12 protein-coding genes are annotated in these 17644 nt (G+C 31.4%); 5 read left to right on the plus strand and 7 right to left on the minus strand.

Features of this window, described 5'->3' with window-relative positions:
- The first annotated feature begins 156 nt into the window (after positions 1 to 156).
- Positions 157 to 1308, plus strand: a complete 1152-nt coding sequence (locus L3J35_07025) for a DUF1573 domain-containing protein (protein ID MCF6365942.1) — start codon at positions 157 to 159, stop codon at positions 1306 to 1308.
- A 76-nt stretch (positions 1309 to 1384) separates the two neighbouring features.
- Here the strand turns inward: L3J35_07025 and dnaN are convergent, their stop codons facing one another.
- Together dnaN and L3J35_07035 are read right to left on the minus strand one after the other, a co-directional pair.
- Positions 1385 to 2515: a DNA polymerase III subunit beta gene (dnaN, locus tag L3J35_07030; protein ID MCF6365943.1), complete on the minus strand. Its 1131-nt coding sequence runs from the start codon at positions 2513 to 2515 to the stop codon at positions 1385 to 1387.
- A 208-nt stretch (positions 2516 to 2723) separates the two neighbouring features.
- Positions 2724 to 3296 carry an aminodeoxychorismate/anthranilate synthase component II gene (locus L3J35_07035; GenBank protein MCF6365944.1) on the minus strand — a complete coding sequence of 191 codons (573 nt, stop codon included), beginning with the start codon at positions 3294 to 3296 and terminating at the stop codon, positions 2724 to 2726.
- Positions 3297 to 3332: 36 nt separating this feature from the next.
- Here L3J35_07035 and L3J35_07040 point away from each other — a divergent pair, with 36 nt between their 5' ends.
- Positions 3333 to 4271 (plus strand): aminodeoxychorismate synthase component I, encoded by a 939-nt coding sequence (locus tag L3J35_07040; protein MCF6365945.1) that lies wholly within the window; start codon positions 3333 to 3335, stop codon positions 4269 to 4271.
- A 333-nt stretch (positions 4272 to 4604) separates the two neighbouring features.
- Entirely contained in the window at positions 4605 to 7055 is a 2451-nt protein-coding gene (locus L3J35_07045) for a TonB-dependent receptor (GenBank protein MCF6365946.1), read from the plus strand.
- A gap of 521 nt (positions 7056 to 7576) precedes the next feature.
- Here the strand turns inward: L3J35_07045 and L3J35_07050 are convergent.
- Positions 7577 to 8080: a peptidylprolyl isomerase gene (locus L3J35_07050; GenBank protein MCF6365947.1), complete on the minus strand. Its 504-nt coding sequence runs from the start codon at positions 8078 to 8080 to the stop codon at positions 7577 to 7579.
- A 101-nt stretch (positions 8081 to 8181) separates the two neighbouring features.
- Here L3J35_07050 and L3J35_07055 point away from each other — a divergent pair, with 101 nt between their 5' ends.
- The gene (locus L3J35_07055; GenBank protein MCF6365948.1) at positions 8182 to 8538 is read left to right on the plus strand and encodes a CoA-binding protein; all 357 of its coding nucleotides are present in this window, start codon (positions 8182 to 8184) and stop codon (positions 8536 to 8538) included.
- Positions 8539 to 8564: 26 nt separating this feature from the next.
- Here the strand turns inward: L3J35_07055 and L3J35_07060 are convergent, their stop codons facing one another.
- The 3 genes from L3J35_07060 to L3J35_07070 form a co-directional block, all read right to left on the minus strand.
- The gene (locus L3J35_07060; protein MCF6365949.1) at positions 8565 to 11489 is read right to left on the minus strand and encodes a DEAD/DEAH box helicase; all 2925 of its coding nucleotides are present in this window, start codon (positions 11487 to 11489) and stop codon (positions 8565 to 8567) included.
- Positions 11490 to 11603: 114 nt separating this feature from the next.
- Positions 11604 to 13115: an SLC13 family permease gene (locus L3J35_07065; protein MCF6365950.1), complete on the minus strand. Its 1512-nt coding sequence runs from the start codon at positions 13113 to 13115 to the stop codon at positions 11604 to 11606.
- A gap of 7 nt (positions 13116 to 13122) precedes the next feature.
- Positions 13123 to 15291 carry a S46 family peptidase gene (locus tag L3J35_07070; GenBank protein ID MCF6365951.1) on the minus strand — a complete coding sequence of 723 codons (2169 nt, stop codon included), beginning with the start codon at positions 15289 to 15291 and terminating at the stop codon, positions 13123 to 13125.
- A gap of 179 nt (positions 15292 to 15470) precedes the next feature.
- Here L3J35_07070 and L3J35_07075 point away from each other — a divergent pair, with 179 nt between their 5' ends.
- Entirely contained in the window at positions 15471 to 16769 is a 1299-nt protein-coding gene (locus L3J35_07075) for a M18 family aminopeptidase (GenBank protein MCF6365952.1), read from the plus strand.
- Here the strand turns inward: L3J35_07075 and L3J35_07080 are convergent, their stop codons facing one another.
- Positions 16770 to 17639 carry a hypothetical protein gene (locus tag L3J35_07080; protein ID MCF6365953.1) on the minus strand — a complete coding sequence of 290 codons (870 nt, stop codon included), beginning with the start codon at positions 17637 to 17639 and terminating at the stop codon, positions 16770 to 16772.
- Positions 17640 to 17644 lie beyond the last annotated feature (5 nt).

A 17644-nucleotide genomic window follows, 5' to 3' on the forward strand; every position in this document is an offset into this window, starting at 1 on the left:
AAATAAATTATGAATAATCCGTGATAAATTAAGTAAAGCCGACCCAACTATTGTAAAATGATTATATTTGTAAGTTGCGTTTATTCAGTAATAAAACAGATATAATATAACAAAACTTCATTTTTTTCAATTTATTTAACTACAAAAATCAGACAGATGAATAAAATCAATTTACTTTTTTCATTCATATTCATATTTACAAGCAGTATTTTTGCTCAAACCGTTGAACCGAATATGACTTTTGAAACCGAAAAACATGATTTCGGAAAAATAAAAGAATCAGGCGGAAATGTAGAATTTCAATTCACTTTTACTAATTTAGGTTCGAAACCTATTGTTATTAATGACGTTAAATCAACATGCGGCTGCACAACTCCTTCGTGGAGCAAAAAACCGATTGCACCCGGGGAGAAAGGTTATATTAAAACTGTTTTTAATCCTTATAACCGCCCCGGAGTTTTTCACAAATCTGTAACTGTTAATTCAAACGCAAAAAACAGCCCGGTAACTTTACATATTTCAGGAGAAGTAATTCCTAAATCACAAGATATTGCTGATGAATACCGCTACCAAATCGGGCCCGTTAAATTGAAAAAGAACAATGTCCATTTTTCTGAAATTTATAATACCGAAACAAAGAAAGATAAAATTGAAATTATTAACGTAAGCAAAGAAACCGTAAAAATAGGATTTAACGAAAAAAGAAGAATGCCTGCACACCTTACGGTTATTTGCAAACCCGAAACATTAGCTCCGAACCAAAAAGGTGTTATATTTTTCACTTATGATGCTTCTAAAAAAAACGATTGGGGATATGTTTATGACAGAATTTATTTGAACTTTAACGGTAATAATGATTCCAAAAATCGAATGAACGTAAGTGCAATAATCAAAGAAAAATTCAGCCAAGATATGATTGACAATCCTCCTGTTTTTACCCCTATAGGTAATAAAACTTATGATTTCGGGAAAATTAAACAAGGGGAAACAGTTGAACATATTTTTACATTTAAAAATACAGGTAAAAATGATTTGATTATAAGAAAAACAAAAGCAAGTTGCGGGTGCACAGCTGTCCAACTCGGAGATAAAGTCGTGAAACCGGGAGAAGAAAGCAGCATTAAAGCAATATTTAATTCAAGAGGAAAAAGAGGAAATCAACATAAATCAATAACTGTTACTACGAATATTCCGGATGTTGAAGGACAACCGAAAAGATCTCAAATTATTTTAATGGTAAAAGGAATTATCGAAGTTCCGGAAACAGGAAATAACAATACAGTAAAAAAAGGTGTAAAAAATAAGTAAGTCTTTAATAAAATACCATACTAAAAAAACCTGCTTAAAAATTTAAGCAGGTTTTTTTTATTTGAATTTATGCCGGCTAGGAATTAATCATCATCGGCATTAACAGCATTAAAACATCTTCGTGCTCCGAATCAGATTCGAAAGGCAACATAATCCCTGCTTTTGAAGGATCAGACATTTCAAGAACAACTTCTTGCGACCCCATATTTGCAATAATTTCAGAAAGAAACACAGATTTAAATCCTATCTCCATATCATCACCTTCATATTGACATGTTAAACGTTCATGTGCCGAAATAGAAAAATCGATATCTTGTGCTGAAACCGTAATTTCATTAGCTGTTAAATGCAGTTTTATTAAATTACTTGCTTGGTTTGAGAATACCGAAACTCTTTTTACGGTATTATACAAATCTGCTCTGTTTATAATTAATTTATTCGGGTTTTCCGTAGGAATTACCGATTCGTAATTCGGAAATTTGCCCTCTGTTAATCTACAAATTAATTTAAATCCTAAAAATGTAAAAACTGCATTTTTTTCATCAAATTCAACAGTAACATCTTCGTCAATGCCGGACAATAAACCCTTTAATAAATTTGCAGGTTTTTTAGGAAGAATAAAAGATGATTCACCGTCTGCATTTGCATCTGTTCTTTTGTATCTTACTAATTTATGCGAATCCGAAGCAACAAAAGTTATGTCTTTATCTGTCATTGAAAAATAAATACCGTTCATTACGGGGCGAAGTTCGTCATTTGCCGTTGCAAAAATTGTTTTGCTTATTCCTGTGTCTAAAATATCAGATTTTATAACAAACTTAATTGTTGCGTCTTTTACTAACTCAGGAAATTGAGGATATTCATCTGCCGGAGAGCCGACAATACTAAACTTACCGTTTTCCGATAAAATTGTAACCGCCAAACTTTCTAAATCAAACTCAAATGTAAGAGGTTGTTCCGGAAATTCTCTTAAAATATCTAATAATCTTTTTGCCTCCAAAGCAACTCTTCCGTCTCCGTCGCTGTTTTCAAGCGAAAGACTTGTTATTAAAGTCGATTCTAAGTCTGAAGCCGTAATCGTTAATTCTCTGCTTTTTAGGTCAAATAAAAAGCTGTCTAATATCGGAATCGTAGATTTTCCGCTTATTGCTTTGCTTACACTTTGAAGGTGTGATAATAATTCTGAACTGGAAACAATAAATTTCATTGATATAGTTTTTTATTAATCTTTTGAATAGTCCGCTAAAATAGACAATTTTATATTACAAAACAATATGACCGCAAAGCTTTTTTTAATTTTTCTTATTGACATTTAATAATTTACTTCTTAACAGTTATTTAACATGATACTAACATCTATTTAACAATCTCTGGTATAATTTGTCGAAAACAGTGTTTTTAAATGAAAAAGTAACTTAACAGGAAAGCCAATTTTCAATAATATTTTGTCCGTATTTTGTCATAATTGATTCCGGATGAAACTGAATACCTTTAATATCATATTCTTTATGACTTATTCCCATTATTATATTTCTTTGAGAAATTGCGGTAATTTTTAAATCTGTATCTTTTAAATCTTTATAAACTGCCCAAGAATGATACAGCCCGACTTCGATTCTTTCGGGCAAACCCGTGAAAATAACTTCATCGCTGTCAATTATATGTGCATTGGCTTTAATACCGTGATATACTTTTTCAAGATTATAAAGTTCGGCACCGAAAAACTCGGCAATCCCTTGCATTCCCAAACATATTCCGAGAATTGATTTAGTTTTATGATATTTTGCAATTATTTCCGGAAGTTTCCCTGCATTTTCGGGTAAACCCGGACCGGGAGAAATTAAAATTTTATCAAATTCGGAAATTTCTCCTATTTTTACAATATCATTTTTTATTATTTGAAAGTTACACATAGTACTCTCATCAAGCAATTGTGCTAAATTATAAGTAAATGAATCGTAATTGTCTATTAATAAAACTTTTTTCATATTAAAACAATTGACAGAAATAGTGCCGTAAATCTAATGAATAAGCTCGGAAAAAACCAAGAAGCTTTTTTATTCATTATTGATTTTGAATTTAATAACGCTGTTATTCTGACAAAAGATTTTTTAGACCCTTACAAAATTAAGTTTTCTTTTAACAAATTTTCAAACAGCAAACAAAAAATTAAAAAAAAGAATATCGATTTTAAGAAATTCCCGACATCATTATACAATTTCCAAATTGCTTACGATAAAGTACAAAAAGAAATAAATGCAGGCAACACTTATCTTCTTAATTTATCCTTTCCCGCAAAAATAGAAACAAATCTTGGACTAAAAGATATTTTCCGTCACAGCAAAGCTAAGTATAAACTATATTTTAATGGGGAATTTGTTGTTTTTTCGCCCGAAACATTTATTAAAATACAAAACAATAAAATATTTTCGTATCCGATGAAAGGAACAATTGATGCCGATATTCCGAATGCCGAACTGAAAATTTTAAGCGACAGAAAAGAATCAGCCGAGCACAATACAATTGTAGATTTAATCCGTAATGACTTGAATATGATTGCAAAAAATGTAAAAGTTGAAAAATTTCGTTATATTGATAAGATACAAACTAATCAGAAAAATTTATTGCAAGTAAGTTCTGAAATCAGCGGTAATTTACCCGAAAATTATAATGAGCAAATCGGAAATATATTTGAGAAGTTACTGCCTGCAGGTTCAATAAGCGGTGCTCCGAAAAAGAAAACAATTGAAATTATAAAATATGTAGAAAATTACAGCCGAAATTTTTATACCGGTATTGCCGGTTATTTCGACGGAAAAAATTTAGACAGTTTTGTAATGATAAGATTTATAGAAAAGCAAGGAAATGAATTATTCTTTAAAAGCGGAGGCGGAATTACGAGTATGAGTAAACTTAAATCAGAGTACAGAGAGATGATTGATAAGATTTATATTCCGGTGTAATAATTCAGCATTTCAGCAACTTTATAAGGACACTTACGAATATTTACGGATAAGTAAATTAAAAACTGCAATAACTTGTATTTTGTAATTAATTAAACGTTGTTCGGACTAAACTCCCCGATTAATTGCAATATTTAAATAATTTCGACAAAATTTTATTTAAACCTTTTCGGTTTTTATAAGTCGAACAGTATTTAAAAGTAAACACATGAAACACCATTCTAAATTTTAACACACGAGGTTGACCTAATGCACAAACAGAACCTTTCAGAATGACAAAATGCCCACACGCTGGTGTTCCTATGTGATAATTAAAAACAATAAAAAACACACATGAAACAAATATTAATACTAGTATTCTTTTTTCAAATAACACAAATATTTGCACAAGGCGGGCATCCCGGAGGAGGAATGAACAGAGGAGATATGCCTAATGACGGAATTATCAGAGGAAAAGTTGTTGATGAGCAAACAAATAAATCAGTAAAATTTGCGAATGCCGCATTATTCAGTATGCGTGATTCTTCGGTTGTTGCAGGAGCTGTTTGTGATGAAGAAGGAAATTTTGAATTGAGCGAACTTAAATACGGAAGATATTATTTAATTGTTGACTTTATCGGCTATTATAAAAAAACAATTTCAGATTTGAAAGTTCATCCGAGAAATAAAACAAGCGATTTAGGAACAGTTTTATTGAAACAATCTGCCGAAAACATTGAAGAAGTTGAAATAATAGGAGAACGTAATTTTGTTGAGTATAAAATTGACAGAAAAGTTTTAAATATCAGCAAAAATATAAACGCAACCGGAGAAACAATTATTGAAGCTTTGGAAAATGCACCTTCAATACAAGTTGATATTGACGGAAATGTTACAATGCGAGGAAGTTCAAATTTCATAGTATTAATTGACGGAAAACCTACCGTTTTAGATGCAAATGATATTTTACGCCAAATTCCTGCCTCTTCGGTAGAGAATATTGAGATTATTACAAACCCTTCCGTAAAATATGACCCCGACGGTACAACCGGCATTATTAACATTATAATGAAAAAAGGCAAGAAAAGCGGTTTCAGCGGTGTTGTTAATACTTCCGTAGGAACAGGCGATAAATATTCAGCTGATTTTCTGTTTAATTACAGAGCAAAAAAAGTAAATTATTATATAGGAGCAAATTACGGCGACCGAACTTTTTCAGGAACCGGAAGTTCTTTGCGTGAAACATATTTAAATGATTCAACATACTTTTTAAGTTCCGTTTCCGAAAGAAGCCATCAAAGAAATTATTATTCGGTTAAAGGCGGTGTTGATTTATTTTTAAACGATAAAAACACTGTTTCATTTTCCGGCAAATACGGGTATTTCGGTTTCGGAATGGAAAGAAATTCAAAAAATTATGATTATACTTTTCCTGTTTCCGAAAATATTTATTCGTTTAACGAAGGAACTTTTACGATAGGCGGTGACTTTTACAGTTTAAATTTTGATTATACTCATAAATTCAACAAAAAAGGTCATGAAATTACCGTATTAACACAATATTCATCAAGAAGCGGCGGAATTGAAAATATTGTTATTGAGAATGCCACTAATGAAGATTTTACAAATACATTTAGTTACGAAAAATATAAAACCTTCCAAGACAGAGGGCGAAATGTATTAACCTTAAAGGTAGATTATACATACCCGGTTAATGAAAAAATGAAATTTGAAACCGGCTACCAATCAAGAATAAGAGATGCATCCGGGAATTACATACTTGAAGATTATATTTCGGGAGATTGGGTTTTAGATGAAACTTACAGCAACGAATTAATTTTTACAAGAAATATTCATTCTTTATATTCTTCTTTGTCGGGAGAACTTCTCGGATTACAATATATGTTAGGATTAAGGGGCGAATATACCGACCGATTAATTGAACAAATTACAAGCGGCGAAAGTTACCCTTTGCAACGATTTGATTTTTTTCCGAGCGTTCATTTAACAAAAGAACTTTCAAAAACCCAACAAATTCAGGCATCATACAGCAAACGAGTAAATCGCCCGAGACATTGGTACATGAATCCTTTTCCCGGATATTCAGATGCTTATTCCGAAAGAGTCGGAAATCCGGCATTGCTTCCGGAGTATATTGATTCTTATGAATTATCGTTCAATAAACGAATTAAAAAGTCGTTTTTCAATATTGAAGCATACTTCAGACAAACAAATAACAAAATTAATCGTGTGCAGGAACTTATGAATGACGGAAGAATATTAAATACTTTTGATAATTTGGATAAAGAGTTTGCATACGGTTCTGAGCTTTCAGGTAATATTAATTTTTTTAGTTGGTGGATGCTGTATGCAAATGCAAATATTTACAGGTACAACCTCGAAGGAGAAATTGCAGGAATTGAAACAGGCACAAAAAGTACAAATTATGATTTTCGTATAAACTCAACATTTATGTTTGCCAAAAACAGCAGATTGCAAATAACCGGAATGTATAATGCACCAAGCGTTACATCGCAGGGAACACGTGACGGTTTTTATTATTTCGGAGCTGCTTACAAGCATGAATTTTTCAAAAGAAAGTTATCCGTTACTTTTAATGTTCGAGATATGTTCAAAACCGCAAATTATATTTTTGATTCGGAAGGTGTAGGTTTTTCTTCACATGATGAAATGTTGCGAGAAGCTCCCGTTTTTACTTTAAGCTTGAGTTACAAAATAAATAATTATAAACAAAAACGCGGGAACAGAGGAGACACGGAAGAAATGAATGAAGGCGGAATGTAAACTTGATAATCTGATTTCGATATAAATTACACCATTGTAACCGGAACTTCAAAGGTAAAGCTTGAGCCTTTACCTTTTTCGGATTTAAGTTGGGGCTTGCTGAAAAGCTCAGATGTGCGTCTATTTTGGATTTTGTGAGAAGTAGATGTATATAAATACTTCAAATTGAACAAAATACAAAAGAGATGTGCAACTGAGCAGCAAAAATTTGGTAGTTTTATTAAAATAAGTGCAAGGGGTTCAAGGTGTTTCATTCAGAAACCTTGCACTTTATCAAAAAAACACAAGCATAAAGTATTGAATTGCAGTACGTTTAGCGTTTTTCAGCAAGCCCTAAGATGTATTTTTCCTCCGAGAAGTTTAATATTTTTGACCATTAAACCTTAAATTTCATAAGTTTTATCGGGCGATTAATTGTTTCCTTATTGTGAAAACTATAAAAAGTCACTAAGCAGCTAAATGCAGGTTGGTACAAATAGGCAATTTAATGACTTTTCAGTAAAAATTATATTCCGGGAAGTTTAATGATCGTGTCCGTGAGAATGAACGTGTTTGTGTTCCAGCTCTTGCTCGGTTGCTTCTCTTATATTTACAATTTTTCCTGTAAAGAACAGGTCTTCTCCTGCAAGCGGATGGTTGAAATCTAATTTTACAAGTTCGCCGGTTACCGAAATAACTTGTCCGTTAAACCGGTTTCCTTTATCATCTTGAAGCGGAATAACATTTCCTATATCCAATAAACCGGCTTCAATTTTTCCGTTTTGTTCAAATACATTTTTGGGTATTTCAGATATATTTTCTTCATTTCTTACTCCGTACCCTTCTTCACTTGTTAATTTAAAGTTAAAAGTATCGCCTATTGATAATCCTGCTAAATTATCTTCAAACTTTTGAAGCATCATTCCGTTTCCGAATAAAAATTCTAAGGGTTTTTCTTCATAAGCTAAATCAATAATTTCTTCACTTTTTTCCTCAATCCTTAATTCGTAACTTACTGCTACTACTTTATTTTTTTCTGTTTTCATATTTTTAATTTTTATAAGCGGCAAATATAGTTTTTTTATTTAAGGTGTGCAGAAACAGGAAAATATTCATAAATTTATTGTATTATTGGGAAAAAAAGAAGATGAAAACATTAGTATTGGGAGCAAGCCCGAATCCTTCAAGGTATTCTTACAAAGCAGTAAGATTATTAAAAATGTATAACCATAAAGTTGTTCCCGTAGGTATAAAAAAAGGGGAAATTGAAAATCAAGAAATTACTTTAGGAAAGCCACAAATCGCAGATATTCACACAGTAACATTATATGTAGGTGCGGAAAAACAAGCAGATTATTACGATTATATTTTATCTTTAAAACCTGAAAGAATAATTTTTAATCCGGGAACCGAAAATGAAGAATTTATAAAAATTGCAAAAGAAAATGATATTAAAACTGTCGTAAATTGTACTTTAGTAATGCTTAATTCAGGTTTATTTTGAAAATAATATCAACTTTATAATCTGAATTATTTAAAAAGTTCCAAAATATTTGTTTTTGTCATATTCTTTAAAGGATTGTTGTTGTTAATAAAAGTATCGGCAAGTTTGCTTTTTTTCTCTTGCAATTTTGAAATTTTTTCTTCAATCGTATTTTCGCTAATATACCTGTAAACCATAACTTTTTTGTCTTGTCCTATCCTGTGTGCCCTGTTAACGGCTTGTTTTTCTACTGCCGGATTCCACCATGGGTCGATAATAAAAACATAATCGGCTTCAGTTAAGTTTAAGCCTGTTCCGCCTGCTTTTATTGATATAAGAAAAACACGATTATCAGTATTATCTTGAAATTCTGAAATAACTTCTTCTCTTTTTTTTGTTTGCCCCGTAAGCTTTGAATATTTTATATTGTTTTTTTCAAAATAAGCGGCTAATAAATCTAAATGCTTTACAAACGATGAAAAAATTAATACTTTATGATTTTCGGAAGTTAAACTTTCAATATTTCTGATAATTTCATTAAACTTCCCGGATTCCCCTTCATATTTTTCATCAACTAAAACCGGATGATTTGAAATTTGCCTTAACTTTGTTAATGCACCCAAAACCTCAACCGAAAGTGATTTTTTTTCTCCGCTTTCAATCAGTCCGATAATTTTATTTCTTATTTTTGATTTTTCTTTCTCGTAATAACTTTTTTGTTCCTCATCTTGCTTGCAATAAATTGTTTGTTCCGTAAGCGGAGGCAAGTCTTTTGCAACTTCGTTTTTTGTACGTCTTAATAAAAAAGGATTAATAATTCTTTTTAACTTTTCCTCTTGAATTTCATTAGCTTGTTTTTCAATCGGCTTTATAAAAGTTTGATTAAAAAAGTTTTCATTCCCCAACATTCCGTTGTTTATAAAGTTCATTTGCGACCATAAATCTGTCAGAGAGTTTTCTATCGGTGTGCCGGTTAAAACTAATCTGTATTCCGAGTCTAATTCCAAAACAGCCTTGTAAGTTTTTGAATTAGAATTTTTTATAAATTGACTTTCGTCTAAAACCACATATAAAAATTCATGATTCTTTAATAAATCAATATCATTTCGAATTAATGCATAGCCGGCAAGTATTATATCATATTCATTAAAACGATTAATGTTTCGATGCCTGTTGCTGCCTTTATAAACTAAAACTTTTAACTTCGGAGCAAACTTTTTTATTTCATTTTTCCAATTATGGATTAATGAAATCGGCATTACAATTAAACTTGCTTTTCTCTGAAATTCAGCAGGTTCAGAAGCCTTCTCTACGAAAAGATTTAATTGAGATTGCTGTTTGGTTTCAATCGATTCTTTAATTCTGCTGTTTATTGTTTTTTGCAGCAAAGTTATTGTTTGCAATGTTTTTCCCAAGCCCATATCATCGGCAAGGCAACCTCCGAAGTTGTTTTCCTGTAAAAAATACATCCACTTTAAGCCGTCTTTTTGATAAGGTCGTAATTCTGCTTTTATATCTTCCGGAACTTCCGTTTCAAATTCATTAAAGTGAATTAATTTTGAAATGCTTTTTTTAAACTGCTTGTCAATTCCTTTTATTTCTGATTTTTTAAGTGCGTCAAAATGTGTTTTCCCGAGTTTTAATTTATCCGAATTTTTTTCACCAAACATAAATATTTCAGAATATTTTGCAAACCATTCATCAGGAATTATTGCAATTGTTTTATCGGGCAAAACAAATTCTCTTTTCTCTTTTAGAATGTGATTTCTTAGATTTATAAAGGGAATCTCAAATTTACCGAAAGATACTGTTCCGTAGATATCAAACCAGTCTTTTTTCTTGCTTATTTTAATATTTGATGAAATTTTCTGAATGAAATACTCTTTTCTGTATAAATCTTGCTTAAAACTTACTCCGATTTCTGTAAATTTGTGCTTATTCTCACTCAGCCATTCAACAGTTTCTTGATATTGCAATTCTCTTGCTTTGGTTTTTGCATTAACTTTGAAGTTATTATCAGCTTGCAATATTAATCCTGTATTTTGTATTTTTTTTATAATCTTTTTCTCCCAACTTTCATTTCTGCTGAGTTTTGTGAATTCAAAGTTTATTTCGTCAAACTCTAATTTGGTTTCAAATTTTTTTCCTGAATGGAAGGTTTCATTTTCATAATGAAAATAAAGCATAAAAGCTAAATCTCCTTTCCAATCTTTTTCAAGAACAAGTTCTGCGGTTGCATCAATTCTTTTTTCTTTTATCAAAAAACCTTTAGAACTGACTTCAAATTTTTTAATTGCATTTATTCCGAAGGCTTCAAACCACTTTCTTTCTGCCGATTTCGGAATGCTTATATGCGTTTTGTCAAAAAAAGGTTTCAGTTTTTTTCCGTCAATATCGGCAAAAGAATATAACTTACTGTCTAAAATCAAATTACACGGCTCATTACTTATTATCACAACTGATTTACCGAACAAATTAATTTCTTTTTCCTCATGTTTTACAGATAAAAAATATTTTGTTCCTGCTTCTTCTTTTTCAATATTAAAAACCGTTTTCGCAGGCTCTTTTTGTATGGTAATTAAATCTTCCTTATATAATGTATTGAATTTATCTTTTTTCAGATACATAGGAATATCTGCCTCGCTTAACTTCTCAATAATTGTTATCAAACGCTTTTCAATAAACGGTCTTATGCGTTTTTCAATATCGTATTTTGAAACTGACTTAACAAATTCTAAAGCCTTTTTCTTTTTTGAAAAAATTCTTGCAAGATTCTGATCTGAATAACTTTCAATTGTTTTAATTATCCCTTTTTCTTCTTCCGTATATCGTTCAGGCTGGCGTTCAACATCAGGAAAAGATACATTTTCGGCAATTTCGATAAAATGTTTATTTTTCTTTTCCGTAAAATGGGCAGAAAACACAAACCCGAAAGTATAATGTTCTCTTAAAAGTATTATCAATTCAGACATTATGTTTTTTGACAAATTTAACCGGTAAAGTTAAAGAAAGTTTATAAATCAAAGCAGAAAAAATCAAGCTTATTTTCATTTTTTTCATAATTGCAATTGAGCTAAAAAAACAACTTAATTAGCATCTGCCCATTCCGGAAAAACATTCATGTCAATATCAAAAACAGATTGCCCCCAGTAATACATTGCAAGCGTAACGATTATTACACCTATTATGTTCAGAATAAATCCGGTTCGCATCATATCTTTAATGCGGATTTTGTTTGTGCCGAAAACAATAGCATTGGGAGGCGTTGCAACCGGCAGCATAAAAGCTAAAGATGCAGCCATTGTTGCAGGAATCATAAAAATTAAAGGATTTATTTTAACTGACATAGCTAAGCCTGCAAGAATAGGTAAAATCATTTCCGTAGTTGCTGTATTTGAAGTCAACTCAGTTAAAAATGACATAAAAAATGTTATCGACAATATTAAAATTAAGGGATGAACTTCTGCCAATCCTTTCATTTGCTCACCGAACCAAACAGCAAAACCGCTCTCGGCAAAACCTTGTGCCAAAGCAAATCCGCCGCCGAAAAGCAAAACAATATGCCAAGGCAGTTTTCGTATAGAATCTGCCTCTAATATCCTTTCTCCTTTTTTTGATTTTGAAGGAACTATAAACAAAATAACAGCAATTACTATTGCAACCGTTCCGTCATTTATAAACTTCGGATTTTTAAAAAGTGATGACCATCCGGGAATCGTAAAACTTTCAATTGTTATTCCTGAGCGAAAAATCCACAATAATGCTAATGTAACAAATGCTGTAAAAACAACATTTTCCTCAAAGCTTGCTTTTCCGAGTTCTTTGTATTGTTTTCTGAAAAAATCTTTTCCAATATTTATTGATTTCGAACTTGTTCGATACATTAAATATAAAACCGACCATGCAGCAAAAAGCATAAACAAACTTACAGGCAAAGCAAACACAAACCATTGCGAAAATGAAATTTCGGGTGCATTCGGGAAAATAATCGCAAAAATTCTTGAAAATGATAAATTCGGCGGTGTACCTATTAGTGTTGCAATTCCGCCGACTGATGCTGCATAAGCAATACCGAGCAACAAACTTAAAGAATATTTTCGAGCATCTTTTTTGTTCAAAATCTCATTAAATTTTGAAATTATTGAAATTGCAACCGGCACCATCATCATAGCAGTTGCGGTATTTGACATCCACATTGATAAAAATGCAGTTGCAAACATAAATCCGAACAGAATTTTTCCGTGTCCGGTTCCCGTGAGTAATAATATTTTTAATGCAATTCGTTTATGCAAATTATGTTTTTCCATTGCCATAGCAACCAAAAAACCGCCGATAAATAAAAAGATAATATGATTAAAATAAACAGAAGAAACTGCTTTACCGTTCATAATTCCGAGCAAAGGAAACAGGGCAACCGGCAAAAGTGCCGTAACGGCAATCGGAATCGCTTCCGTTACCCACCAAACCGCCATTAAAACGGCAATGGCAAGTGTTGCGGTAATTTCGGGATTTTGCGGGTCAAGGTCAGCAAAAATCAATATAAATATTGCTGATAATGAGCCGATTATTAAACCGATGGTTTTTGTCGGGAATTTCATTTTTTATTTACTCTACAATCGTCATTTCTTCAACCAAATGCGAAGCTCCTGCAAATTTATCAATTATAAAAAGAACGTAACGAATATCAAGGGTTATATTTCTGCATTGATCAGGATCATACATTATATCACTCATTGTGCCTTCCCAATTACGATCGAAATTTACGCCTATTAATTCTCCGTTTCCGTTAATGACGGGACTTCCTGAATTTCCGCCTGTTGTATGATTTGATGCTATAAAACAAATGTGCATTTCTCCGTTTTCAGCATATCTTCCGTAATCTTTATTGTTATATAATTCTTTTAACTTATCCGGTACATCGTAATCATAAATTTCAGGGTTATCTTTTTCAATAACTCCTTTTAAAGTTGTATAGTATTGGTATTTTACACCGTCTTTCGGTTCATAAGTATCAACTTGTCCGTATGCAATTCGTAAAGTTGAATTTGCATCAGGATAGAATATTTTATTTGTGTCGGCTTCCATTAATGCTTGCATATAAAAGCGTTTTTTCTTATCAATTTGAGTTGTATATTTTTCGGTAAAAGGTGTTATTTTTGTGTAATACACATTTACAAAATCATAAAAAAAGTTGTAAGCAGGTGTGTTTTTTATTTTTTCAATATTTTCTGAACCATAGCTGAATTTCTCCATGAATTCATTAAATTTTTCTTGGTTTAAGAAGAAAGTGTTAGCAAAGTAATAATCTGTATAATAATCGATTATATCTTTTTTGCTTAAATCAAAATGATTAAATGTTTCAAATATGTTCATAATTTCGGGTTGAAATTGTTCTCCTGCGTTTTCATAATAAAGCTTAAATAAAACTTTAAATAATTTCTTATCGGTTTCTTGATTGTAATCTTTAAAAAATTTTGTTGCATATTTTTTTACCGATTCAATATCTTCTTCGGTATTTTTTTCTCCTTTTCTTACTAAACTTGCCATTTTTGAACTGAACTTTACACTTTCCATTCTCCAAATTGCTTCATAAAAATATTCTTCCGCTAAAAAATACGGAGTATATTCGGCATATAATTTTTTGAAATCGGGTAATAAATGTCCGTATTTTGCTATTCGGTCTTTGCTGCCGTTTATCCATTTAATTAGTTGTTCTTCGGTTGCTTCTTTTTTTGCAACTGCATTTAAAATCTCCAAACCTCTGTTTTCTCCCAACCATTTTTTCCAATAATTTGAAACACCTGCATATTTTGCAGAATATTTTATTCTTACTGCCGGATCTTTTTCCATATCAGCACTCATAATATCAATTATGTTTTGGCGGATATTAATTCTGTGCGGATTTATTTTGTTCTTAATCATGTCAACGGCATAAGAAGTAAGATATTCTTGTGTTCTTCCGGGATAACCGAAAACCATTGTAAAATCACCTTTTTTAACACCTTTTATTGAAACCGGGAAGTGTTTAATCGGTTTAAAAGGAACATTATTTTCCGAATATTCGGCAGGTTCATTGTTTTCATCAGCATAAATTCTGAATAAAGAAAAATCACCGGTATGTCGAGGCCACATCCAATTGTCAGTATCTCCTCCGAATTTACCTATTGCAGAAGGCGGTGCTCCTACCAAGCGAACATCTTTATAAACTTTTTGAACGAATAAAAAGTATTGGTTTCCGTAGAAAAAGGGTTTAACTTTAATTTTATAGTCATTTCCTTCTGCCGCTTTTTCTTCTGCTGCTTTAATATTTTCTTCAATTAATTTTTCTCGGTCTTCGTCTTTCATATCGTCTGTAATACCTGCAAGAATTTTAGAAGTTACGTCTTCCATTCTTACAAGAAAGGTTACGGTTAAATTTTCGTTGGGAAGTTCTTCTTTATCAGACATTGCCCAAAAGCCGTTTGTCAAATAGTCATTTTCCAACGAGCTGTGTGATTGAATGTTATAATAACCGCAATGATGGTTTGTAAGAATTAAACCTCTGTCAGAAATAAGTTCTGCCGTGCAACCTCCTCCGAAAATTATTACTGCATCTTTCATGCTTGCTTGATTAATGCTGTATATATCTTCAGCCGTAAGTTTAAAGCCTTTCTTTTGCATTTTATCAATATTATATTTTTTAAGAAAAAGAGGAATCCACATTCCTTCATCAGCTTTTAGATTTGAAACTGCAATTATTAAAATTGCTAATGTTGTTGATATTATTTTTTTCATGTTTTAAAATATTTTTGAGTTTTAAAGTTCAAATATAGAAATTTTGAATGATTAGACATAAATATTCAGACAAGGATAAATTTATTGAGCATAAAAAGGTAATATAAAACAGGAAAACTTGTTTTATTTATACCAAACAATGATTATATTTGTTGAAAATTTTCAAAAACCTTAAATTAATGGAAACTACAATAAAATTTGCAAATGATTTAATTGACTTTTTATATGAAAGTCCGACAGCTTTTCAAGCCGTAAGAAATGTTAAAGCTGCCTTAATAAGAAAAGGATTTAAACAACTTCACAGAGGCGAAAGTTGGAATTTAGAAAAAGGAGGAAGGTATTTCACAACAAAAAATGCGTCTTCTTTAGTTGCTTTTATTGTAGGAACCGGAGAAATTGAAAAAGAAGGTTACAGAATTATTGCTGCACATACAGATTCGCCTGCTTTAAAAATAAAACCTTCGCCTGAAATGACCGGTCAGGGAAATTACTTAAAATTGAATGTTGAAACATACGGAGGTCCTATTTTAAGTACTTGGATGGACAGACCACTTTCTCTTGCCGGCAGAGTTTCGCTGAAAAGTGAAAACGTAATGCGACCGGAAGTTAAATACATAAATATTCGGAAACCTATAATGGTTATACCAAATTTGGCAATACATCTTAACAGAACAATTAATGAAAGCAAGGAATATAACAAGCAAAAAGATATGTTACCGATTTTAAGATTAGTTGAGGAAAAGTTTGAAAAAGACAACTATCTTAAAAACCTTCTTGCCAAATATTTACATGTTGAAAATGATAAAATAATGGACTTTGACTTAAATTTATACGAATTTGAGAGGGGTTCAATAATAGGAGAAAATAATGATTTTATTTCAGCCGGAAGAATTGATGATTTATCGATGGTTCATGCCGGAATTGATGCTTTATTTAACAGCAGAACTGCAAAATCAACAAATGTTATGATTTGCTTTGATAACGAAGAAGTAGGGAGTGAAACAAAACAAGGAGCAGCTTCTCCGTTTTTAAAAGATGTTTTAAAAAGAGTTACTTGGGCACAAAGCACACAAAGAGATGCTTTTTACAGAGCAAAAATTAATTCTTTCGGAATTTCTGCTGATAATGCTCATGCAATTCATCCGAATTTACCCGAAAATTATGACCCTGTTTTGCAACCTAAAATGAATGAGGGACCTGTTATTAAAGTAAATGCAAATCAAAAATATACAACAGATGCTTTATCATCGGCAACATTTCAAATGCTGTGCGAAAAAGCCGGTGTTCCTGTTCAAATGTATGTAAATAAATCTGATATTGCGGGTGGCTCAACATTAGGAAGTATATCATCAACACAGTTGGATATACGAATGGTTGACGTTGGCAATGCAATGCTTGCAATGCACTCAATAAGAGAGCTGTGCGGCGTTAAGGACCATTACTATATGAAACAAGTTTTTGATGAGTTTTATAAATAATTAAAAGAAAAAACTTTTTTTAATTTTATAATACGGGTATTGTTTTGCTCCTAATCCTTTGTAGAATTCGACAGGCATCAGGTTTAAACCGAAAAAATCCAGTGTAATTGCTTTTTCGGAATGAATTTTTAAATAGTGATCTATAAGCCCGTAAAGGGCTTTTTTATTTTGTGCTTCTTTGCTTGAATATGCAACAATAATATTTGTTTTATAATGAGAGCGAATAAATAAAACAGCGGCAATTAATCTGTTTTTTTCATTAAATGCACCAAAAATTTCACCTTTGTTTTTTCTTAACGCAAGAGAAGACAACACTCTTAATTTATTTTGTTTCTTCTTGTTTAATTTATTTACAACTGATGCCAATAATACAAAACCGTTAGGAAGTATGCCCGTATTATAAAACAGTTTGTTTTTTTTTGCAATTTCTAATTGTTCTTTAAAAAAACCGGAGTAAGTTTTTTGAAATGATTTGTAAGGGCTTATTAAATCGATTCGGTACGAATATTTTTCGATTAACTTAGAAGAATAAACAGTTAGATTTTTATTGTCGGAATAAAAACTATAAAGTTTTCCGGCTAAGGGTTTAAAAAAATCTGAAGTTATTTCGACATTTAAATTTTGCGATATATATAAATTCAACTTACTCAAAAATATCGGCTTTTCGATTATCTTTATTCCGGCAATTTTTTTAACAGGGACGGGAAAAACTGCTTTATAATCATCAATAATTAGTGCATCCCATTCGATATAAACAGCATCAAGATACCAAGAATAGCCGAAAACATCACCGTTTTGTGCACGAGAGATACATTTATCCCACAGGATAAAATCAATATCTTTATTTTTTATATATTTTATTTGAGGCATTATTT

The sequence above is a fragment of the Bacteroidales bacterium genome (genome assembly GCA_021648725.1).
In the GTDB taxonomy this organism is placed as follows: domain Bacteria; phylum Bacteroidota; class Bacteroidia; order Bacteroidales; family JAADGE01; genus JAADGE01.